The following is a 23,145-nucleotide window of genomic DNA, read 5'->3' as shown; positions in this document are numbered from 1 at the left end:
ATCAATCCTTATAAATAATTTTGGTATGAGCCTAATTTACTTTATCTAAGTATCTATACAGCGAGGTTTTGCTGACTCCCGTTGCTTCTGTTATTTCGTTGATTGTATAATCCTTACTTTTATACATTTTTATTGCCATTTCAACTTTTTCCTTTTTCTTCGATGGTCGGCCACCTTTCCTTCCTCTGGATCTTGCTGCTTGAAGTCCTGATTTTGTCCTTTCGCTAATAATATCTCGTTCTAACTCTGCAATATTTGCCATTGTACGAAAGAAAAACTTCCCCATTGCAGTTGAAGTATCATACTGTCATTAATAGAGACAAAATCTACGCCCATATCATTGAATAATTCACTAAGTTCAATTAGATGTTTTGTAGAACGTGAAATACGATCAAGTTTATATACAACAATTTTGTCGCCACTGCGTAAGACCTTAAGAAGTTCTTCTAGTTGGGGTCTATCTTTTCTAGTTCCGGTCAACTTTTCTTTATAAATTTTCTCTACTCCAAATTTTGTAAGGGCATCAACTTGCATATCCAAGTTTTGTTCCTCCGTACTTACACGTGCATAACCAAATATCATCATTCATCACCTGCAAAAGTAGTTTATAACCTCATATTAGCACCAAAAACGGTATTAGATATTAAAAATGTTACTTTGATTTTAGGAATGAGTTTTGGTTCTACAGATTAATAGAAATAGATTGTTTTTTTTAAAATATTTATCAGAACCAAAAACGGTCGTTTATGGTTCATCAACTCTTTACAATAATTGGATTAAGACATTATCTTATTTTAGATATTGAAATTAAGTTATAATAATTGTATATTATGTATATGGTGTATATCAATTACATATACAGTTAAAAAAAGAGGGTTTCTATGAAAATAATTATTAAAAATGGTTCCGAACAACCGTTATATCAACAAATAAAGGATCAAATTAAAGGTGGAATTCTCCGTCAGGAATTAAAAGAAGGTGAAAAACTTCCGTCCATTCGTTCATTAGCAAATGATTTACATGTTAGTGTTCTTACAACAAAAAGAGTATATGACGAATTAGAAAAGGAAGGATTTATTGTAACAACCGTTGGAAAGGGTTCATTTGTAGCATCCGACAACTTAGAGATGTTGTCGGAATCTAAAAGACACATGATTGAAAAAAAGCTCTCAGAGGCGTGGCAAATGGCTAAAACCCTAGGAATAAATAAACAAGAACTTTATTTAATGATGGATATCATTTTTGAAGAGGATGATGAGTGATGACAGCTGTTTTAGATGTGAAAAACTTAAAGAAAGAGTTAGATACTTTCAGCTTAGCTAAAGTGGACTTTTTATTAAAAGAAGGTTGTATAACTGGTTTTATCGGAATTAATGGTTCCGGAAAAACAACAACTATAAAAACTATACTTGGACTCTATCCAAGGGACGAAGGTAGCATTAAGTTTTTTGGCAAAGAAATAGAAAAAAATGAGTACATAATAAAGAATCGTATTGGGGTAGTTTTAGATGAAGGCTATTTTTATGAAGATATGACATTGAAAGAAATGAAAAGTGTTATTGCCCCTGCATATACGAACTGGGATGAATCTATTTTTTTAAAGTATATCAATCGATTTAATTTGAAATTAAACCAAAAAATTGCAACCTTATCGAAAGGTATGCGAATGAAATTTGCCCTTACTTTAGCTCTTTCTCATCATGCTGATTTATTGATAATGGATGAGCCCACAAGTGGTCTTGACCCATTAATTCGTAATGAGTTAATGGGGATACTTTTAGATTTCATGGAAGAGGATGGAAAGAGTGTATTCTTTTCTACTCATATAACTTCTGATTTAGATAAAGTAGCTGACATGCTTATATTGATTGATAAAGGCAGAATCATATTCAACGAAAGTAAAGATGAACTACTGGATAGGCATGCTTTGGTAAAAGGAGATAATAGTTTAATCAATGAACATACAAGAAGATTATTTTTAAGTTTGCGTCAAACAGCAGTTGGCTTCGAAGGAATTACCGACAAATTAGACGTAGTACGTGAACAAATGAACGATTGTTTAATAGAGAGGCCTTCCATTGAAAATATAATGTTAGCCTATGTAAAGGAGGGATAAAAATGTTATTTCATCTTGTCAAAAAGGATTTCATTCTAGCCAAAAAATATCTATTATTTATGCTTGTTTTTGCAGTTATTGGACCCATGTTTATTTATTCAAAGTTAGGATTTGATAACGGTAGCTTTACAAGTTTTCTTATTACCGTTTTATTTACGGAATATATTTTGTTTAATATGGTTTCGATGCAAGAGGATAAATATAGGGGATCAGCACTTCTTTGTACAACCCCACATACTCGTAATGGTGTCATTAAAGCAAAATATCTATTTGTTCTTGTGATTTTTATTGGCTGTTTCCTTTTATTTAACCTTGCAGTAGCAATTGGTTTTTCTACAGGGCTAGCAAGATTAAATATTTATAGTATAGGAATAGCTCTTTTGATCATTTCTGTTTTTTTCGGAATATTAATACCTATTCAAACTAAATTTGGCTATGAAAAAACAAAGTATATCTTTTTTATTTTAATATTTTTAACTCCATTTATACTACCCACTATTATTGAGTGGTACCAATCGATGAATTTTAATATCAATTTTCAATTACCACTACCTCAAACAGTAATGGTTTGGGTGCCTTTTGTAATATCTATTTTTATTATCTTAATTTCAATGATTATATCAATCCAAATCTTTTCAAAGAAAAACTTATAGCTTCTTCTTTTGAGGTGAATATAAATGAAAACAATAATAATATTTGTAATACTGTTTGCAGTTTTAGCATTTGTAATTAAAAAAATTAGGAGCAAATAGAAATCCATATAAAAAAAGTCGAATCCATCAAGGATATCGGCTTTTTTAGATTGAAATTTGCTTAGCGTACAAAATTTCCGAAATGTTGGCTGTACCCCTATTTAAGAAGAAGATTATTTCTGAAAAATCTTTGGACTATCGAAAGGGGTATCAATATACATCCTATAAATGATATGTATTTTGGTTTAAATAAGTTACTTACAAAACAAAATTTTATTTCATTTGGAAATAGAATAAAAGCAGATGAAGCACTTCATGATATAGAATTGTTGCTAAATAAATATGTCCAACAAGTGCAAATAGATTATGAGAGATTATTGTTAGAAAAACAAAATGCATTATAAAAAAAGTTAATGAAAATTTCAAATTAAATATAACGGAAACTCATATATATAATTTGCAATAAAGAAAGGATGATAATATTGATGGAAAATTGGTTAGTACAACATAAGAATGACGAATTTACCTATTGCAACTAGGAAAACTGTATTATGCAGGTGGTTTAGCTCGAAAAAGTCCAATTACAGATGCTTCCAGTTATGAGTTTGTGAATGACAATATTAAAAATCATCATTAGAATATTTTGTAATTAAAATATGCTACCATTAATAAATACAAAATATTCAGTTGTTTTGAAAGGAGGGCTAATACTGAATGAATAACAATAAAGAAAAACCTGAAAATATTAGGGAGAAAATAAGGCAAGAGGAATTAAAAAAGAATACAACTGAAAAATTAAGTGACGGTGTCAATCGTAGTCAGTATGGGAATTTAGCTGATTTAGTAGGAGGACTGAATTGGAGAATAACAGGGGTATTGGTTATTATTGCTGTTATTGTATTTATTGTAATATCAGTTCTAAAGTAGATTTTTCAACAAAGGACTAAACTAGATCGCTACATCAAGTTAAGAAGCACACCGTTTTTTGAGGGCTTTTGTATTTTTCTCCTAGTCTGTTAACAAAAGAATACCCTCTTTTTCACTTAATATTATTCATATAAAATTGGCATTCTTTCTGAAATAGTAAAAGACCCACTCTCTTTGAGAATGGGTCTTTTACAATATATATGAAAGAATTAATAGTCTATACTGGAATATCTTATTTTGCGACTTAACTATAATATTGTAGGTTCTTGAAATTGAAAAATGAATCATAACCGAAGGAATTGTCGAAAATGTAGGTAAAGGGAAAAATTTTATACATTTGTGACTATATACCGAGTATGTCCAGACTGAAAAGGATATAGATATTATTAGTAGATGATTATGGCATGCTACTGAAGATATAAATAGTATAAAATTGGCACTTTTTGAAGGGGGGCAGGACTTATAATTAGAAAAATAAATCTTTTATAAAGAGAAAGATAATGGTATTAGAAAAAATGATTAATCAATATATGTGTATATGATTTGTTAAAAGTAATAAATAGATAAGAGAGGAGAATGTAATCAATGTAAAATTTACAACTAATGAATAATGTTTACCTTACGGTAATAGGAGGTGAGGAATAATGGGGGAAATCTCTTTATCAACAATGGTAATTTCTATTATACAAGGATTCTTTTGGAGTAGCATGGTTAATATTTACTTGGCCATAAAAAATGGAAATGTATCATTAAAAACACCTTTAGGGGAAGTATTAACTTTTTATTTAAAACTTACAGAAACTCAATTGATGTTGTCGGTAGGATTACTATGGATAGTATTTAAAAAAACCGAGCTTTCTGCAAAAGAACAACTAATAATTCTTATTGGGACATTACTTGCAATCATTCTATATGAGCCTATTAAAAAGAAAGTTCAGCAAAAAGTTGCTGAACACAATGAAAAAAAGATAGTAGAACTCATTCGAGTATACAAAAAAATCGAGAAAGAGAATAGTAACAAAGGTCTCGATCTATAAAATGCTGCTACTGCAATAGCAGCACTTCAATATATCGTTCTGTTTCCATCACTTTTCAGGAAGTGGTGGTTTTTTACTATCTTATGAAGTGATTTCTACTCATAGAATAACAAATCTTCAACTCCTGTGGACTATCAATTGGGCCATAATTTAATAGACTTTGAAATTTTTGTCAGGTCAGTAAAGTGATTTACTGAATATTCCTGATTTTTTTACAAAACTAGTTAAATTCCAACAAAATATCCGATAGACAAATATCCATATATTAGTAAATAATAGAAATACAAATACATAAATGGGAAATATTAGAGTGTAGGAGGAGAGAAATTGAATTATAAGAAAATCATTAGTTTTCTATTTGCTCTAATATTATTATTTAGTCTATTTTTTTTAGTCACAAAAAATGAAAGCGCTTCCGTTGCGAATTTTGACAATGAGGAATTATCTCTAAAAGAGGCAATTATTCTTGGATTAAATAAAGCTAAAGATTGGAATCAAGATGCTACTTTATTTAATGTGACGAGTGTTGATGAGGATATGGGAGGAACAAGGGGAGAAGGAGGGAAACGGTATGATTGGACTTTGAATTTTATAGTTCCAGGTACAGATAAACATTTGTTAGTTGGAATTTCTAAAGGGGTAATATTTAATCAACGAGAAGTTGATGGGCCAAAAGATACAATACCAATGGAGTTGGATAATATTGAATTCGATAGTCCTGAATTACTAAATATAGCAAAGGAGAAATTTGATCTCAGAAAAGGAGAAGATTGGGCCACAGGATACCATTTTACACTTGATAATATCGACGATAAACCTACTGTAACGGTTTTTGGAACGGATAAGGATAATTTATTTACCAGAATAAATATCAATCCTAAAACCGGTAAAATAGAAGGTGCTATTCACAAAGTGCCTGAGGGAGGAGGGCTAATAACAAAACTAGGAAGTAATTCACCTAAAATATCAAATTTAGGAATGGCGGTTAATGGTATTTCAGTAAATGATTCAAATTTAGTTACTTGGGGATATCGAAAGCCAAGGACATTTAACACAAAAATACAGCCATTTATTGAGCTAAGTAAAAACCGCGGACAATCTTGGGATGCACTGAATATTAATCAGAATATAGTGAATGCTTGGTTTAATACAAATAGTGAGTTATATGTTGCTACAGAATCAGAGATTTGGTCAAATGTAACATTTGAAGATAAAAAGAAAACCATTTTAAAAGCAAAGATCGATCATATTGACTATTCTCAGAATAATAATATTGCGGTTTCATCTGAAAATTTTATATACACAACACTAAATAATGGAGAACGCTGGGATAAAATTGTAATACCTGAAGCTATCCTTTTGCATCAAATTTCAAATGATGGAGATTTAATAATTTTAACAAATGATAGGAAGTTACTCTATAAAAAGGGTGAAGAATGGGAAACCCTTAAAATACCGACAAATCCAGAGACTATTACAGATATGAAGGTATTTGGAAATGAGTTGATCTTGGCAATGGGTGATTCATTAGGGGTTTATAATCTGGATACTGCTAATTTAAATGAAATACAAATGAATGATCCAATAAATACATTAATCAAAAAGAAAAATAATTTATTTGGGATAACTAAAGAAAATACAATTTATACAATTAACTTGGGAGGTGATGCTAATAGATTAGTAATGAAAAAGCTGATTGATATGGAAGACCAAGTAATTACAGATATGGAAGTTATAGAAAATGATTTAATAATGGCAACGACGCCAAATTATTATTGGGAAGAAATTTATTAAAAGAATCTAACTTTTTAATTAAGCAATCAAGGTTAGCATGTGGTCTATTGTTATTATGTAAAAAATGATTTGAATGAAAAAAATAGAGATGTTCAATTATATTAACCGGGAGTGATTATTATGAAAAATATAAGTAAGATAATCATAATTATTGGTTTAATATTATCTATACCCCTATCAGCAAGTGCTGATACGTTTACAAAATATAACCAAGATGTAACAGCATATTCAGCCAGTAAATATAAAGTAGATGGAAAACTTAGATATACACATTCTGGTGAACTGCCTAAGAATGGTTATGTTGCAATGAGATCCGATACAGTTGTACCTTTCGGTTCAACAGTTGTAACCCCATACTCAATAACAAATGGTAATGGTTATAGTACAGCTACTTATTTAGTTCAAGATACTGGTGTGGAACATCATTTGACAACACACGCTATAGATATTTGGTGGGGTTATTGTAGAACCGATGCTTACGAAGGAGTTGATGCAAGTGCATTAGGTTGTAAGCAATCAGATTCTATATTTCAAAGTGCCTTGGGCTTTGGTAGGAAAACTATGAATCTACAATACTTTACTAAATAGTAGATCAACGTTAAATCATATAAGAGTATAATTTAAATCTTTTGTGATAACGGCAGCATTTTGCTGCCGTTATAGAATTACAAAAAATACGAATGATTAATAAACCTATTGTGGAGGCAATTTATATGTCTTTAAATGTGTGTGATTCATCAATCGCACCTCAGGCCCATAAGAAATTCGATAAGTCATTCGATCCTTACCTATAGAAACATGATGTGCTGTTGAAGGCTCTATGTCGAATGTAATCTCTAATATAAATCCACGAAAGCCATTTACTCTTTTAGTTTCGATTACTTCAACCTTCCAAAGTTCAATTTCAGGAGAGTACGTCTTGAGAATGGGATAATAATACTTATTAAGCTCTTCTTTAATATAAGGATATAGCATCAGCATAAACATATCTTGTAGTCTAAGTTGTTCAGAATCATGAGACGGTCTTGGTATTCTCGCTTCTGCTTTAATTTGAAAAGAACATACAATAGTTATAGCTATTATTAGTGGGAAGAATAATTTTTTCATTTTCTATAAGAACACTCCTTTGATGTTATGATTACTATATTTCCCTATTCATATTCATCTAATGTATGTTTTTAATTATTCTAAAGTTTGTCTTATAAAACTTCATGAAAATTGATCCATCTGAATCGTATTAGTCAGCTGTGTTGAATTTTTTATTTCCTTCAGGATTTTTCTTTTTTATGTTGCATTCTTCCTAAGTTAAAACTGGAATCTCGGTATGAACAATTTGCATAGTGTTTTGTATTTCTAAATAACAATATCCCTTAACAAAAGGACGAGGTGAATGCAACTTTTCCATATCAACAAAATAATATGGCACTTCTAAATCCAATATAAAGTCACTTTCTCCAATTTCTACTATTGCAGCGAATTCATCTTCGGCCACAATTGAATAAATCATATTCTGTGGGGTAACTTGATTTTTAAACACGTAAACAATCATAATTTCCTCCTATCACCAAAAAAAAGCACCTAGTTGAAGGTATAATTAAATACCCCAACTAGGTGCTTCCTTAATTGGTTTTTGTAATATATTGTTATATTATCAATATACATTGAGCTTTATATAAGGTCAACAGTAAAAAATCTAATCTACTTTAGTCTAGAAAAAGAAGTATATAGTGTCATTGAATTATATATATAATTATGGTATAATTATGTATATATGGTTCTTACTTATAAGATACTAAAGGGGCTGGCAAAATGACAAAATCAGTATCAAAAGCAATCAAAGAAGCAAAAGCGTCATTAGCTGTTGAAGGGCTTTACATGAAGCCGGAAATTGAAAAGTTAATTGAAATGAAAATGACAAACCAAATTTCAGAAGAAGAATTCAAATATCGAGTAACAGGAAAATAAACATATGTCTGCAGATAAATATGTTTATCCTGGGACGAATGTATTAATCAATCTGTTTGATGAAAGGAATCCTAAAAAGCTAGAAGCATTTGAAGTAGCATTTACGGGTCTCCGTCTAGCTGAATTATCAGTAAAGCCTATTATTGGCTCATTTGATTTGTCTCACCTTAAACAAATTCATAAGTACATTTTTCAAGATGTTTATCCATTTGCTGGCCAGATACGCAATGTTAATATTGCTAAAGATTCTTTTCAATTCGCAAATGTTCAGTATATCCAAAGCTCATCTATGCAAATATTTATGGATCTGAAGAAAGACAATCACTTAAAAGGACTATCTAAAGAAGAATTTTCAATTAAAGCAGCTAAATATTTTACTGATATCAATATTCTCCATCCGTTTAGGGAAGGGAATGGAAGAACACAACGAGAATTTATACGGTCATTAGCTGGCCGGAATGGGTATGAATTAGACTGGAGTAAAGTAAGCGAAAAACAGTTATTTGATGCTTCAGTTAAAGCTGTTGTAAATGAAAACCCCTTAGCTCAACTAATTAGTAAATGTATATTGAATGAAAACCCTGATCAAACTTTAAGACAATCATTTGTTAGATCTGTAAAGCCTGATCGATCTCTTGAGAGATAATTGTACACTACCTAATTTGTCTGATAATATAAAAATGTAAAATAATACACTTTGAAGAGGAACACCCACGAGGATAAGTGGCAGAGTTGCTACTCTAAATTGCAGTGACAGCTTCGCCGGTATTAGGCTTATTAGAGAGATGCAGTACATCATTATCGAATGTGATAATGGGTGTCATATCCCAGCATGCTGAGCCCAATCCCCACTATACGGTACTGGGAGCAATTTATTGAAAGCAATGCTTATTTCTGTTACACTTCAAATATATGTAATAGGAGGAAACTAAATGGAAAAAAATTTGATTAAAGTGTCAATTTACTCATTTATAACTTCTTTTCTAGTATTGTTTTTTTTATTAGATCGAACAAAATCAACTAAAGATACTAACGGAATTACTTCATCAGAAGTAATTTCTTATCCAGATTATTTTTTCATGATATTAAAATATTCTGTCGGTATTACGATTGGTGCTGTGATCATTGCTTTAATAATTAAAAGCTTAAATAAAAAAAGACTGTCTAAAAAGTTATCCTGACTTTTTAGACAGTCTTTTTTTATGCCTTAGTTTATTGGTTGTAAATCTTTAGTGTTAATTCCCTTTACTTTAAGCAGTCCGTGACCTTGCTATAATATACTCTTACTACGAAATCTCTTAGCCTTAAATAGATAGACAGTACTCCACATTAAACAACCTTATTGCACTGGATGCTGCGATTAATCCTATAAAGAACCTTTTCTTTTGGGACTTATTGAACAAGCCCTTTAATATTCTTCCGTATGATATACATTATTCTTAATGTTTTCTAGTTTTAAAGGCTATTATACTCAGCAAGATTGAAATTATGCAAAAAGCAATAAATGCTAGAAAAGGTATTGTAATAAATCCAAACCAATTAATATAAATAGTATCACATGGTACCTGACTAACACAGGGTTTAATTTTAAAGAAAATTATTTTCTTCTGTTCTAAATAATGCATAATTGATACAAGTGAACCTATTATTGATAACGGTAAGACATACTTAATTACAGATATATCCTTTTTAAATGTAGCAATTCCAAGAATTAGTACAAACGGATACATCAAAATTCTTTGATACCAACATAATTCACATGGTATATAACCCTTTACTTCACTAAAGTACAAGCTTCCTAACATAGCGATAAAAGAAGTTAACCATGAAAAATACAACAAATAAATTATCCAGTTATCTTTTTTTGTTCTACTCATTTTCTTTTTCTAGTTCTTTCTCTATTATTTTTTTCATTAAGGAATAATTAAAGGGGTCAGTAACTTTGAAATTATTAATAAAAATTGTTGGGGTTTGTTGTATTTCATATTCGTTTCCCAATTCAATATCTTTTTGTAATTGCGTTTTCATTTTTCCATCTGCAAGTGCTTGACTCACTTTTTCTTCATCTAACTTCGCTATATTGTTAACAACTTTTGCAATTGCTTCAAAAGTAAATTCGTCTTCTTGATTATTATAAAGAGTGTTGTGATACTCCCAATATTTCTCAGGGTAGTACTCATTAACGTATTCTGCCGACAATGAAGAAATAATTGACTCATCGCCATGAAATAATACATTTATATAAGAAAATTTTACTTTACCAGTTTTTATGTATTCTTTGTTTAACTTTTCAAAGATGTCATCTTTCCAATTTTTACACGAAGGACATTTATAATCCCCGAATTCAACTATTACTATTGGAGCATCATCACTACCTAGAACAGGCTGTCCAGATATAGATGGAATTTCTTTATAGTCTTTAATATTATTACTTACAGCCCTTTGAGAATCGTTAAACACAAATAAAGTAATACTCAGCAACACGATAACAGTGCTGAATAGTAGCCAGATAATTGATTTTCTATTCATATAATTCTCCTTGTGTTAGCTGGCAACAAAACCTTTATAAAAAGGTTTTGTTGCCTTCACTACTACCAACATGTTACAACTCCATTAGTATACCTTCCGGAAATAATTTTAACCCTATAATCGTACCCTTTAATTGCATTGATGTTAAAGGTATCAGAATTCTTACCATACACCGATCCATCCTTATTACTGCTACTATAATCTGTCCAGGGTTTATTTGGTGCTCTATACTGAATTTTATAATCTGCCCAAGCCATAGCGTTATTAGTCACTACTAAATTTACATGTGATAGTGTAGCTGTACAATAATCACTAGTTAGATAATACTCAGTAGAAAATTTTAAAATTATGAACATAAAAAATGTATTTTGCTATTGAACTAAACTATTATCTCCCCATCTAATCATAAGAATTAACTTTAATATAGTAATATTTTTTGTTCTTTTACATAAAATTAATAGGGGAGATGAATTCTATGATAAAAGTTATTAAATTAAGTGAAAAGAAAATTGAAAGATTGATATTTTATTTAATATTACTTGCTTGCTTTATTTTCTTTTTGATTATTAATTTGCAACTAGGCTCTAGCACAATGGAGAAATTGATTAGAAATATTGACTCTGATGGCTTATTTCTTTCTTCAATGAATTCTGTAAATCATTCTTTTTTTAATGAAAATAACGACCCCTTAACTCTAGAAAATCTAACAAATATATTTTTTTCATTAGCAACAAGTATTAGAACAACTGATCACCGATCATTCATAAGAAATGGGCTACCTGGTCTATCTTACTATGACACTGAGATTGTTGTTGCTGGAGAAGGAACTGACCTTACAACTTTACCCTATGAGTCAACTCCCCCAATAGAAGTTCTTTTAAAAGAAATGGAAGTGGCAGAGGAAAATTTGAAAGAGAATACTTCTCCGAATAACACAATATTACCTTCACCTGAAGAAAGTAACGTTTTTATCTACCATACTCACAATATGGAATCGTTTCTACCTCTTCTAAAAAACACAACAAATCCAAAAGAGGCAATAACATCAGATGAGAGAGCGAATGTAATTGGTTTGGGGAAATATTTAACATCAAAATTACTTAACAATGGTTTGAAAGTCTATCATGATAAAACAAATATAAATCAAGAATTGTTAAAGAGGGATTGGAAGTATTCTGATTCGTATTCGATGTCAAATGAGATAGTGAATGCTGCAACATCAAAATATCCAAATTTAGAGTACTTTATCGATATACACCGTGATTCAGCGCGTAAAGAAAAAACTACAAAAATATTAGATGGAAAAGCTTATGCTAAACTTTATTTCATTGTTGGTAAAGAGAATAAAGATTATAAAAAAAATTTAGCTTTTGCGGAAAAATTGAATGCAGAAATTGAGAATAAATACCCTGGAATAAGTAGAGGGGTTTTCTTAAAAACTAAAGTTGATGGTAATGGCGTTTATAACCAAGATGTATCTGATCGTGCGATCTTAATTGAAGTAGGTGGAGTTGATAATAATCTTGATGAATTAAATAGGACCTTGGATATCTTTGCAGAAGTATTTGCAGATGTTTACTGGAAAGAGAATGAGGGGAATAAAGAATGAAAATTATAAGGAACTTTCCCTCGTCTATTAATTGGTTAATTTTCACATTAGTTATTACTATAATACTTTTATCAGTATTTGATTTAACTGTTATTACTATAGCTGGATTTATATCAGGTATATGTTTGGCAATAGGCAATTTATACACAGAGGAATTAAGAAAGAATAAGGAAGACTAATCTGAGTTTAGTTAGTTCAATAACCTTGCTTAATGAGTCCAAATGTATCGACTTAACAAGTACAAAAACCATAGTAAACTAAAATTTAAAATCATTTCAATAAATACTAAAAGGATAGCTGGCTAAAGCCAGCTTTTTTATTTGTAATTTTTCCTTTGGCGCTACGCACTTTACCACCTAAACGGCTGCATCAGCCTTGAATTGGGCGAGCCTCTAACTCCCCCCAATCCCTTCCTGTGCATCCGTAGCACAGCTACAGCAAGGGGCGAAAAACTTTTTCTAACCTACCTACGGCAGAAAAACTTTTTGCGCTGTTAACCCTTGCTTCACTCTGCTTTCGGTGGTAAAAGCTACGCATCCAAAGGGAAAAATTATCCCTTGTGGGAAATCAGTTGCGCTTGCACCAAATAAAAAATTAAGGAGCAAACTCAAAAACAAAAAACCACAAGCTAAATTTCATTTAATTCTTTTACTAATCGATAAAAAGTAGTTTTTGACACCTTCGAGATCTTTATTGCTTCAACAGCTGTAATTTCTTCTTGCTTCCATTTAGTATATGCTTCCTTAAATTCGGGTGTAATTTTAACTCTTGGCCTTCCTAAGTGCTTTCCTTTGGCTTTCGCAGCTTGAATTCCTTCAGCCTGCCTTATTTTGCTGTCTATGCGCTCTTTTTCAGCGAAGGCTGCAAGTACCGTTAGAATGACTTTCTGGACTGCTGTTTTAATAATATCGTCTTGATCTGTTGAAGTATTAATCATAGGCTCTTTGATGAATTTTAAGTGGATGCCATTTTCTACGAACCATTCATATTCCTTTAATGTTTCTTTCATAGTTCGGCCCATGCGAGTAATAGAATCGAAAACGATCTCGTCTCCTTCACGCACCAATTGTTTTAATAACTGATATTGTGGTCTATTAAAATTTTTACCACTCATTTTTTCGATAAAAACGTCTCGGTCGTCAATTCCTTCTTTTTTCATTGTTAAGACTTGCCGATCTTCATTTTGATCTTTATCGGAAATTCGTATGTAAGCAAAACGTTTCATTAGTTTCTCCCTTCCTTTTATCTTAATGCTGTAATTATAACAAAGAACGTCCCTAAAGGTATCGTTTAGTTTTAGAACGTTCCTAAAATGAGAATACAACCTTTTGAAACGGATGTAACCCTATTAGTTTAAGAGAACTATTAAAGGATAAAAAGGTACACCTTTAGGAACGCTATAAAACTACCAAAATATGGGGGTTCAAATATATTTATGTGTAGCCTTAAAATAAAGTTTGATCAAAAATACCTCGTAAACCCACATTTTACGTTAAATGAAAAGAATCCGTTTTGAAAAAAGATTGATCAAAACGGATTCATTCTTTGTGAAATACTATGCAATTTTTATAAAAAAGTTTGATCATTTTCTACTTTTGTTGATCCTTTAAAACTCCGTAAATAGAAGACTGTTCCAAAAATGTAGAATTTCTACCTTTTTAACACAGCAATTTCCACGGTAACAAATCTGCAAACAGTAGCCTTTTTAACTTCCGTTACAGTTTTGGCCGTGTTTACCTACTTAGAACTAGGCATCATGTTTATATAAGTTATCAAATACCAACGAAATGGCAAGTCTGATGGTTTCAAAAATCAATGATCTCGATTTTCTTTCCCGATGTGGTATAAAAATAAGCCCCGTGATATTCTTATTTCGTCGAAAGAATTAATTCATTAATTCAAATAGAAAAAGGCAGTTTCTGAAATACTTTGGAGAAAAAGATTTTATTGGTTCAAAAATATAAACCATCTTATAAGGAGAAGAACAATGATTAATCAGGAAGACGAACAAAATCTAGTATACGAATTTAAAAAAAATCAAGATATCTTATTTGCAATTGGGGATCAAACCAGGCAAGCCATCCTTATTACCCTCATGCAAGGACTGCAACATCCCGGTATGCGAGTGGGAGAGATTACGGCAAAAACACATCTTTCACGCCCAGCTGTATCCCATCATTTAAAAATTTTGAAGGATGCAAAGATCATTAGTGTGCATAAAGAGGGGACCATGAATTATTATCACTTGGACTCAAAAAGCAAGCTTCAATCATTTAAAAAGCTCATTGATCAGATCGAGAAAATGTTTTTGAAATGTGAATCAGGCACTATTTTATATCAGGACGAAAGGAACAGAGGATGAAAATGACTGTAGAAACTAAGGTAGTGGAAGCGGTTAATGGCGTAAAAATCCCTCAATTAGGTTTCGGGGTGTACAAAATAAAGAAAAAGGAAGAGTTTGAAACGGCTATTAATGAAGCTATCCGGATAGGTTTTCGCCATTTTGATACTGCAAAAATTTATGGAAATGAAAAAGCATTAGGCACAGCCATTGAAAAAAGTCAGATTCCCCGAGATCAATTTTTTATTACTTCAAAAGTTTGGAATACGGATCACGGTTACGAAGCTACTAAGAAAGCTTTTGAACAAACCTGTAAAAAGCTGAATGTAAAATATCTTGATATGTACCTCATCCATTTTGCTTCACCTCATTACCTGGAAACATGGAAAGCAATGGAGGAGTTGTACATGGAAGGAAGGATCAAGGTTATTGGGGTTGCGAATTTTGAAATTAAACACCTTGAAAAACTCATGAAACAATCCAGAATCCCACCGATGATTAACCAGGTTGAGACTCACCCGGAGTTTCCGCAAAATGAACTTCATGACTACCACAAGAATCACCACATCTTACATGAGGCTTGGGGTCCGTTGGGGCAAGGGAATAAAGCGTTGCTGGAACATCCGGTATTAAAAATCATTGCCCATGAACATCAGAAAACTGTAGCTCAAGTCATTCTACGTTGGCATCTCCAACGAGGAATTATTATTATTCCAAAATCATCAAATCTAAAAAGAATTAAAGAGAACAGCGAAATCTTTGATTTTACGTTAACCAGTGAAGAAATGGAGAAAATCAACCAACTCAACACGGGTAGAAGGTATTCGATAAACCCCACTGGTTACATTGTTAATCCATTTTACAATGGACTGATGAAAATTTTCATTAAGTGAGTTCAATAAACAATTTTAATACCCAATCCGAAATTTAGCGTTTTTCTTATTCAAGAAAACGGCACGAAGAAGATCGGCTGTTTCCAGTGCAGCTTTTTTATAAACGGTATAGCTTTCTTTATAACGGTACATCTTTCTTTTAAATCTACAGCAGAACGGTTTAGAAATGATTTAACACATAATTATCGTCCAAATTTTATAGATTCAGGTATAAGAGAGAGTCATGAGGGAGATGAGATCATCATTTCTGTCGGTCTTGGTGATTATACAACTACCACTGAATTCATTACTAACATAGAAGAAACTATTGATTTAATGGCTAAAATTATTGATAACATTAGATCTATAATAGTATAAAAAATTCTAAGATATTTATATGCACTGCCATAAGAAACCATAAAAGTCCCTGCAACGAACTCCACGCTGCAAGCCCTTTTACGGTCTCTAAGGGTCGCTTCAGCACTAAAACGATCGATAACCATGGTTTATACGGCTAGCGCCTAGATTCCGGAGGTTGCTTTTCCGTTACTTCATTAAAGCCGCCCTATTGTTGAAGATCGGTTATTGGAGAAAAGCCCCCTTTATCATGTCCGCTGGAGATTCCGCGGTATGCCACGGTACGATAGTTAGTAGTTCGTTTTTAAAAAGCTCCAAGAAAAAACTCAAAGGGTTGGTAAAGCTGGAAATTTACTTTGGTTTGAGGCTGCCTACATTCCGATTTTAAATGAAGAGGCAAAAGTCAATGCTGTTCTTAAAATCGCAACCGATATTACAGAACGTGAGAATAAACTAAATATAAGGTTAGGTTATACGCGAACTAAATCCGGTTCTTCCTTAGCGTAGGAAGAACCGGATTTTTTATGGTGAAAATTGTATTAGCGTGGGTTTTACGTCAATTGGTTGGCTTCCCAACCGCGAAGCCGCTGATGATTTTTTCTAATGAAGTAGAGTCAAAGTCATCCGATGAGTACAGCTCTACCGTGAATCCCTGCTCCTCCCAAATCACGATGCCATTCGCAAAATAGACAGTTCTCTCCATGATCGTTTCGGTTTTGATCTCGTCTGTAGTGCCGATACCGTTTTCTCCGCCTTGGGAGATCAGAAAGTTAACGGTTTTCATCCCTTGCTTGTACTGCACTTCGACCATATTTTCTCCTTGAATGACCGTGTTGACGTACTCATAATCCGCAAGCCAGGTAGGCGCCGGGAAGTTCAACCCCAAGGCCAGACGGGCTTCCTGTACTGTCAAATTGGGACGCTCCTGCAATTCCACCATCCTTGCCTCAGACTCCTGTCCGGAAGCCGCATTTGTCGCAGGCGGTTCAGGCTCCTTGTCAAAGCGGACAATTTCCAAATTTCCAATCTGGAAGCGCTCCGAAATGGTTTCGAGTATTCCTTGTGCAAATGACGTTGTCGAGGCTGCGCCTAACAGGCAAACGACAGCAACGGTACTAACCGTGAGTGATTTCCATTTCTTCTTTTTCATATCTAGCTCATCCCTTTTCTTATCATATGGTCGGATTCTTCCGGTCTCCATCTTGAATTTTAAGCGATTGTAAATTTTGTCCTTGGAGGTTTTGTCATCCAGCTCAACATTTGCAAGCAAGTCTGCAAGCTCACGAAATTCGTTGACATCTTGCCTATCCTTCATACTGAAAACCTCCTTTTTCCAATTCTTTTTGCAATTTCTTCAAACATCTGTAGAGAACAACTCCGATATTCGAGCCACTCACACCTAAAAGCTCTGCAATTTCCACATTTTTCAACCCTGCTGCATATTTCATCGCGATAATGTTGCGCTCCTTGTCGCTCAGCTTTGCCAACGCCTTGAACAAGGCTTCATGGTTATCCTCCCGGATCACGATTTCCTCGGGTGACGACTTTGGTAGGAACATATCCGAGATCGAATCCAGGGAAAAGGTTAGTCTTTTTTTCTGTGAGCGGAAGTAATCAGTCACGGCATTTCTCGCAATCGCAAACAGCCATACCTCAAATTTGGATTTATCCGGAGAGAAGCTGTTGTATTTGAAAATCATGACTTCGAAAACATGACTGCATATTTCTTCTGCTGCATAGTGATTGTTGATCCGGTAGCAAATATACTTGTAGATGCGCCTATAGTACGCATCGTAGATCTCGGCAAATCTTTCTGTCGTGATGATTTCATCCTGGAAATTACTTTTTTCGTTGGGGCAGATGCCTTTATTTACTGGGGCGATCTCCAACTACTTCCCCTCCATTCTCTTGTTTATGAAAATGTGAAGTATGAACAAATTGCGCAATTTGTTGTGGTTTTATGAGCCTCACGATAGTTAATACGGGAAAAGGGGGATTGTATTAACAAATGGGGTCGATTTTTTTTTTAAGGGTGGGTACGATTGGAGAAGGGAATTACGGAACAACTCCAATAAAGACCATTAATGGAAGTAATATTCAGGATTTGGCCCATTTTTAACATATCTCAGTCGTACTCCGATAAGCCCATCTCTCAAGATAAACTTACTGTTTTAACAACATTAAGATATTTGAGACGTGTTACCTGGGACATTACGAAGCCTTTGTTCTCAAGATTTCACTCTTGTAACATTAGGGTTTAATCTATTGAAATTCTCTTTATAATTATTGATATATAGCTGTTTTGCTATATTACTTTGTAAATGCGCTTAATCCTGACACTACCCCTATCTTATCTAGTTTGACATCATTTCTCCTCCATACTATTTTTTAAAAATTAATTTCTTTATAGTTTTTTATACATGGCAGTTGAACACTAAAGTACTATTTACACTAATAGAAATCTTCATCTTCATATTTGTAATCACGGTATACTTCAATCCATGTTCCTTTTGAAATATCCCATCTATATTCAGCAAGTAATCCGTTATTGTGGAGCCATTCAGTTTTCTCTTTTAAATATTCCTCAGTAATAAAATACTCAATTTTTCCCTGTGAAAGACTGGGTTCATGCCTTGTAAATTTAATTTCTATAAAGAATATATTGTTTTCATCGCCTTTATGTTCTCTGAATGTATAATCATATTCCCAATACTCATTCTTACTTTTATTTTCTTCGATTCTCGTTTTTACTAGCCACATTTTAATAGGATCTGGATAATTTTTTAATATTACGGCTTCTGGATCTTTCTTTAAATCATTAAACTGTCCACCTAATAATCCTAATATCCATCTTTCTCCAGCTTTATAGACTTTCATTCAATCCCCCCTAAAATAAAAATTATCCTAACAAATGACACTCATATATAAGTCTATCAATCTATTTGATCGTAAAGTGTTCATAATGTCTTAAAATTTTGACAAATAATAAAACGTCTACTTGTACAAGCTGCTAATTTTTTATTATAGGCACTGCCATAAGAGACCATAAAAGAGCCTGTAGCAGTCCCCACGCTGCAAGCCCTTTAACGGTCTCTAATGGTCGCTTCAGCACTAAAACGATCGATAACCACGGTTTGTACGGCTAGCGCCTACAATTCGTAGGTTTCTGTTCGTTTTGCCTTACGGCCGCACTGAACGAGTGCAAAAAAAGGGAGATCAATTACATAAGAACTGAAAAAAGGATAGCAGACAAACGTCTGCTTTTTATTTTGGTCATTTTTCCTTTGGCGCTACGCACTTTACCACCTAAACGGCTGCATTGGCCATGAATTGGGCGAGCCTCGAACTCTTCCCAATTCCTTCCCGTGCATCCGTAGCACAGCTACAGCAAGGGGCGAAAAACTTTTTCTAATCACGCCTAAAGGCAGAAAAACTTTTTGCGCTGTTAACCCTTGCTTCGCTCTGCTTGCGTTGGTAAAAGCTACGCATCCAAAGGGAAAAATTATCCCCTATGGGAAATCAGTTGCGCTTGCACCAAACCAAAAATAAAGGGGCGAAACCAAAATGATTAAATCCCGAAAAGCTAAAAATTCTAAAAGAGGTCTTTATTTACAAGATAATGAACTGAAGCAAACAGCATTTCAACCAGGAACCAATTTTAAATATGTCATAGATACTAAAAATAAAAAGATGGTTATTATTCCATCAGAATCAAGCGTAAATACCGTTTCAAAGCGTGCAACAAAGTCGGGTGTTAAACCAGTTATTGATATTCGCAACAAAGAAGCTTTAAGCATATTTAGAGAAGCTGATTATTTACAAGTTGAGATCCAAGAAGATCAAATTATTGTTTCTGGATATGAAGAAAAGTCCTCTTCAGCTCTTGCTAAAGTGTCAAAGAAAATTGCTAGTGTATTTTCAAAGAAATCAAACGTCCTGGATATTACTTCTCTTTTAGATGTCCGGAAAAAATTTGAATTTAGGTTAGGATCCGATGAATTAGCTAAAGCTGTTGGCCATGCCCAGCAATTTGTACAGCTGTCGATATTTGATGTTATTGGGGATACTCATTCATATTCTTCTCAATCGATTCAAACGATTGAAAAGGGATTAAAAAACATAAAAGTCCCCCTTCAGGTAATTAGTTTGTTCAGTGGGGCAGGTATCATGGATAAGGGCTTTGTCGAGGAAGGGTTTGACATTTCATTTGCTCTTGAATTAGACGAAGATGCAGTTGCTACATATCGAGCAAATCACGGCAACCATGTGGAACAAGGAGATATAACTAAGTTTGATAAAAAGCGTTTTAATCAGATTGGTTCACCAATCATGATTGGGGGATCACCTTGCCAGGGATTTTCTTCTGCTAATAGACATTCTAATTTCTTAGATAATCCTAATAATTTACTGGTGAAAGAATTTATTGAATCGATAAAAGCTAATTCTAATTGTCAGGTCTTTGTCTTAGAAAATGTTCCAAAACTTTTATCGGCTGGTGATGGAAAGTTCAAACAAGAAATTTACGATGAATTAAGTGATTTTGAAATTACTTCAGGAGTTTTAACTGCGACAGACTTTGGTGAAGCCCAGGAACGAAAACGAGCCTTTATTATAGGTTCAAAAATCGGAAAAATAGATTTACCTAAACCTACTCATTCTCCTGATCATTATGTAACAGTTAGAAAAGCATTAGAAGGGCTTCATGAAGATGTTCCTAATCAAATGGATTTTACAAAGCCAAAACCATCAACTATAGAACGTATGCAAACGGTTCCGGAAGGTGGAAATTGGCGTGATTTTCCTGATGAATTTAAAACTACTAGTATGTTCACTGGTAAGACTCATAGCTCTGTTTACAGGCGTTTAGCATGGGACCAACCATCAATAACGATAGCGAATCCGCGTAAAAGCAATCTTACACATCCAACCAAAAATAGAATATTATCCGTTCGAGAATGTGCTAGATTGTTTGGACTGAAGGATGATTTTATATTCAAAGGAAGTTTGTCCTCAATGCAACAGCAAGTTTGTAATGCGGTTCCTGTAAAATTAGCAAGAGCAGTTGCACGAGTAGTTAAACACGCTATCATGCGATATAACATTAGGATGCATTCTGATAAATTTGAGTTAGTTTAGACTCCCGTTACTATAAAATGATAATAGAGTTTAATTTAAAAAGCCAAACGAGCAAAACCCCGTTCTAAATTTAGGACGGGGTTAAAAATTAGTAAAGCAAATAGAACAACAAAAGAAAAAACCTTCTTCGAGTCGAGCAAGGACAAGAAGAAGGCAACACCGATAAACCATATCAAAACTTGAATAGGGAAGCTAATAAAGTTCCCTTTCATGTGTCATTATACCATACACTCAAAAAATTCCGCAATCACTTAGGGAATATTCTGATTTATCCCCCTTGTATTTGTTGATTGTTATATCATTACTCGACTATCTTCAGACTATACTTCCAAGTTACTCATAACAGCAGATATATTATTATCTATGTTAGTTTTTGATGATTGATGTAAAACACAAAATCGCTTAAAAAATTTAAGGTTTATTCAACAATAGTGCCCGATTGTTGAAGATCGTTATTGAACTAAAGCTCACGTTAGTTGAAGAAACGTATCTACTTAAATTCATTTGCAAATGCACCATTTTCGTTATGCAATAAATATCTTTTATCATTAACTACATTATGGTAATCAATTTCTAAAAAATATGTTGCTTTACTTAGAACGTCATAAAAGAAAGGAACAAACTCCAAATCTTTAAAAACATAAACTTCTATTTGTTCATCATTATTTCTATATGCTTCAAATATACGATGGTTTCCATTGATACAATAAGGTTTGTTGTTGGTTAAATATCGACTCTGAAGTACCATTACAGGATTTTTATGATTGGGTTTTATTCGGTTTGGGTCTTTATTTATGTTACCTTGGTCAACAGCTTCAATTATATTCGATGGAGAAGTCTTTATGGGTTTAATGTTTTTTTCTTTTATAAATGTAGTAGCCCCGTCTATGTCTAAGGTATACTCAAATACCCCAGTCGTGAACTCTGCATATAACGAGAATGTCTCCTGACCAATTGGATGTATCACTGGGTAAGTTTCATCTACAAGAGTTTGGTTTAAAATATCAGTCCATTTTGAGGCAACTTCAGCCCCATAGCTGGATTCTTTCCGTATTACTTGAATGCGTGAAATAAAGTGTTTAAAAGGTTTGAATTCCTGAGACTCTTTTTCGTATAATTCTATTTTACTTACCATTTAATATCCCCTTTGCTACTTTTATATCAAAAAATCAAATTCACTTTTTTTTAGATTTCTAATAATAACCACCGTTTATACACCCCATTATTTTTTAAGACATTTTATTTACTTCTATGTAAAACAATTATTTTCCTTCTTCAATTAAACTGCCCCATTAGTTTAAGTGCATTTCTTCACAATCTCACATAAATATCCAGTTTTGTTTAAAGTCTTATTCCATTAAATGGCCTGATTGTGGAATAGAGAGTGACCTACATCTTTCTACTTTATTATCTCTGTACACTTATACTTAGATAGCAAAGGAGCTTTAATGCCCTTTCAAAATCTTATTAATAATAACCTCACTATTCGGGCGGCAGCACAACAGCATCCAGGACAGCCAACAACGCTATCCAGGATGCTGTAAGTGTCGCTTCGGTATTAAATGCCCCGATAACAACCAGCTGTACGCATAGCTACACCTGGTAAGTTCCTGTTCCATTTACCTTACGGCCATACCGAACGAGCCGTAAATCCTTAAAAGAATAAAGAAAAGAAACTAAGAGCAAAAAAGGATAGCCGGTTCCCACCGGCTTTTTTATTTGTTTTCTCCTTTTCGCCCATTTGCATTCCGAATCGTATCATCACGCAGC

At 33.1% G+C, this 23,145-nt stretch carries 23 protein-coding genes and 2 pseudogenes; 15 read left to right on the top strand and 10 right to left on the bottom strand.

The window, feature by feature from the left end:
* Positions 1-31: 31 nt before the first annotated feature.
* Positions 32-582: pseudogene (locus FI644_RS02895) on the bottom strand (recombinase family protein).
* Between the two features lie 299 nt (positions 583-881).
* Here FI644_RS02895 and FI644_RS02890 point away from each other — a divergent pair.
* From FI644_RS02890 to FI644_RS02860, 7 genes are all read left to right on the top strand, one after another.
* Positions 882-1,262, top strand: a complete 381-nt coding sequence (locus FI644_RS02890; protein WP_053474821.1) for a GntR family transcriptional regulator — start codon at positions 882-884, stop codon at positions 1,260-1,262.
* Positions 1,262-2,116, top strand: a complete 855-nt coding sequence (locus tag FI644_RS02885) for an ABC transporter ATP-binding protein (RefSeq protein WP_142108008.1) — start codon at positions 1,262-1,264, stop codon at positions 2,114-2,116. The genes FI644_RS02890 and FI644_RS02885 overlap by 1 nt, the downstream gene beginning before the upstream one ends.
* Before the next feature lie 2 nt (positions 2,117-2,118).
* Entirely contained in the window at positions 2,119-2,769 is a 651-nt protein-coding gene (locus FI644_RS02880; protein ID WP_053474823.1) for an ABC-2 transporter permease, read from the top strand.
* A 753-nt stretch (positions 2,770-3,522) separates the two neighbouring features.
* Positions 3,523-3,735, top strand: a complete 213-nt coding sequence (locus tag FI644_RS02875) for a DUF6366 family protein (RefSeq protein WP_142108007.1) — start codon at positions 3,523-3,525, stop codon at positions 3,733-3,735.
* Positions 3,736-4,379: 644 nt separating this feature from the next.
* Positions 4,380-4,772: a hypothetical protein gene (locus FI644_RS02870; RefSeq protein WP_053474825.1), complete on the top strand. Its 393-nt coding sequence runs from the start codon at positions 4,380-4,382 to the stop codon at positions 4,770-4,772.
* Between the two features lie 327 nt (positions 4,773-5,099).
* The gene (locus FI644_RS02865) at positions 5,100-6,566 is read left to right on the top strand and encodes a beta propeller repeat protein (RefSeq protein WP_053474826.1); all 1,467 of its coding nucleotides are present in this window, start codon (positions 5,100-5,102) and stop codon (positions 6,564-6,566) included.
* 120 nt (positions 6,567-6,686) lie between these two features.
* Complete coding sequence (locus FI644_RS02860; RefSeq protein WP_053474827.1) at positions 6,687-7,154, top strand: DUF8837 domain-containing protein; 468 nt, start codon at positions 6,687-6,689, stop codon at positions 7,152-7,154.
* Positions 7,155-7,259: 105 nt separating this feature from the next.
* On the opposite strand, the gene FI644_RS02855 is transcribed toward FI644_RS02860, so the two are convergent.
* Both FI644_RS02855 and FI644_RS02850 read right to left on the bottom strand, forming a co-directional pair.
* Positions 7,260-7,673, bottom strand: a complete 414-nt coding sequence (locus tag FI644_RS02855) for a DUF3888 domain-containing protein (RefSeq protein WP_053474828.1) — start codon at positions 7,671-7,673, stop codon at positions 7,260-7,262.
* Between the two features lie 193 nt (positions 7,674-7,866).
* A complete protein-coding gene (locus FI644_RS02850) occupies positions 7,867-8,115 on the bottom strand; it encodes a hypothetical protein (protein ID WP_053474829.1) in 249 nt (82 codons plus the stop codon).
* Positions 8,116-8,375: 260 nt separating this feature from the next.
* Here FI644_RS02850 and FI644_RS26215 point away from each other — a divergent pair, with 260 nt between their 5' ends.
* The 3 genes from FI644_RS26215 to FI644_RS02840 all read left to right on the top strand — a co-directional run bounded on the left by FI644_RS26215 (position 8,376) and on the right by FI644_RS02840 (position 9,712).
* Complete coding sequence (locus FI644_RS26215) at positions 8,376-8,531, top strand: hypothetical protein (protein ID WP_181758168.1); 156 nt, start codon at positions 8,376-8,378, stop codon at positions 8,529-8,531.
* A 4-nt stretch (positions 8,532-8,535) separates the two neighbouring features.
* Positions 8,536-9,177 carry a Fic/DOC family protein gene (locus FI644_RS02845; RefSeq protein ID WP_082620629.1) on the top strand — a complete coding sequence of 214 codons (642 nt, stop codon included), beginning with the start codon at positions 8,536-8,538 and terminating at the stop codon, positions 9,175-9,177.
* A 286-nt stretch (positions 9,178-9,463) separates the two neighbouring features.
* Complete coding sequence (locus FI644_RS02840) at positions 9,464-9,712, top strand: hypothetical protein (RefSeq protein ID WP_053474830.1); 249 nt, start codon at positions 9,464-9,466, stop codon at positions 9,710-9,712.
* Positions 9,713-9,970: 258 nt separating this feature from the next.
* Here FI644_RS02840 and FI644_RS02835 read toward each other — a convergent pair whose 3' ends face one another.
* Positions 9,971-10,408: a disulfide oxidoreductase gene (locus FI644_RS02835; protein ID WP_053474831.1), complete on the bottom strand. Its 438-nt coding sequence runs from the start codon at positions 10,406-10,408 to the stop codon at positions 9,971-9,973.
* Positions 10,401-11,060, bottom strand: a complete 660-nt coding sequence (locus FI644_RS02830) for a DsbA family protein (protein ID WP_053474832.1) — start codon at positions 11,058-11,060, stop codon at positions 10,401-10,403. Before FI644_RS02830 ends, FI644_RS02835 begins: the two co-directional genes overlap by 8 nt.
* A 475-nt stretch (positions 11,061-11,535) precedes the next feature.
* Here FI644_RS02830 and spoIIP point away from each other — a divergent pair, with 475 nt between their 5' ends.
* On the top strand, positions 11,536-12,669 hold the full coding sequence (gene spoIIP, locus FI644_RS02825; RefSeq protein WP_246066998.1) for a stage II sporulation protein P: 1,134 nt from the start codon (positions 11,536-11,538) through the stop codon (positions 12,667-12,669).
* A gap of 628 nt (positions 12,670-13,297) precedes the next feature.
* Here spoIIP and FI644_RS02820 read toward each other — a convergent pair.
* A complete protein-coding gene (locus FI644_RS02820; protein ID WP_053474835.1) occupies positions 13,298-13,894 on the bottom strand; it encodes a recombinase family protein in 597 nt (198 codons plus the stop codon).
* A 762-nt stretch (positions 13,895-14,656) separates the two neighbouring features.
* Here FI644_RS02820 and FI644_RS02815 point away from each other — a divergent pair.
* The 3 genes and pseudogenes from FI644_RS02815 to FI644_RS26715 form a co-directional block, all read left to right on the top strand.
* The gene (locus FI644_RS02815) at positions 14,657-15,031 is read left to right on the top strand and encodes an ArsR/SmtB family transcription factor (RefSeq protein ID WP_053474836.1); all 375 of its coding nucleotides are present in this window, start codon (positions 14,657-14,659) and stop codon (positions 15,029-15,031) included.
* Positions 15,032-15,033: 2 nt separating this feature from the next.
* A complete protein-coding gene (locus FI644_RS02810; RefSeq protein ID WP_181758167.1) occupies positions 15,034-15,903 on the top strand; it encodes an aldo/keto reductase in 870 nt (289 codons plus the stop codon).
* Between the two features lie 645 nt (positions 15,904-16,548).
* Positions 16,549-16,692 (top strand): annotated as a pseudogene (locus tag FI644_RS26715) (methyl-accepting chemotaxis protein); the annotation flags it as partial.
* 103 nt (positions 16,693-16,795) lie between these two features.
* On the opposite strand, the gene FI644_RS02800 reads toward FI644_RS26715, so the two are convergent.
* From FI644_RS02800 to FI644_RS02790, 3 genes are all read right to left on the bottom strand, one after another.
* Positions 16,796-17,554 carry a hypothetical protein gene (locus tag FI644_RS02800; RefSeq protein ID WP_053474838.1) on the bottom strand — a complete coding sequence of 253 codons (759 nt, stop codon included), beginning with the start codon at positions 17,552-17,554 and terminating at the stop codon, positions 16,796-16,798.
* Positions 17,544-18,128, bottom strand: a complete 585-nt coding sequence (locus FI644_RS02795; protein WP_142108005.1) for a sigma-70 family RNA polymerase sigma factor — start codon at positions 18,126-18,128, stop codon at positions 17,544-17,546. Before FI644_RS02795 ends, FI644_RS02800 begins: the two co-directional genes overlap by 11 nt.
* A gap of 562 nt (positions 18,129-18,690) precedes the next feature.
* Complete coding sequence (locus FI644_RS02790; RefSeq protein WP_053474840.1) at positions 18,691-19,116, bottom strand: hypothetical protein; 426 nt, start codon at positions 19,114-19,116, stop codon at positions 18,691-18,693.
* Between the two features lie 687 nt (positions 19,117-19,803).
* Here FI644_RS02790 and FI644_RS02785 point away from each other — a divergent pair.
* A complete protein-coding gene (locus tag FI644_RS02785; RefSeq protein ID WP_142108004.1) occupies positions 19,804-21,375 on the top strand; it encodes a DNA cytosine methyltransferase in 1,572 nt (523 codons plus the stop codon).
* Between the two features lie 490 nt (positions 21,376-21,865).
* Here the strand turns inward: FI644_RS02785 and FI644_RS02780 are convergent, their stop codons facing one another.
* The gene (locus FI644_RS02780) at positions 21,866-22,510 is read right to left on the bottom strand and encodes a hypothetical protein (RefSeq protein ID WP_053478868.1); all 645 of its coding nucleotides are present in this window, start codon (positions 22,508-22,510) and stop codon (positions 21,866-21,868) included.
* Positions 22,511-23,145: the final 635 nt, after the last annotated feature.

Origin of the sequence: Cytobacillus solani, from assembly GCF_006704205.1 — a bacterium.
GTDB lineage: Bacteria > Bacillota > Bacilli > Bacillales > Cytobacillaceae > Cytobacillus > Cytobacillus solani.
The sequence above is the reverse complement of the archived record's forward strand: the minus strand, read 5'-3'. Positions and strand labels throughout refer to the sequence as shown.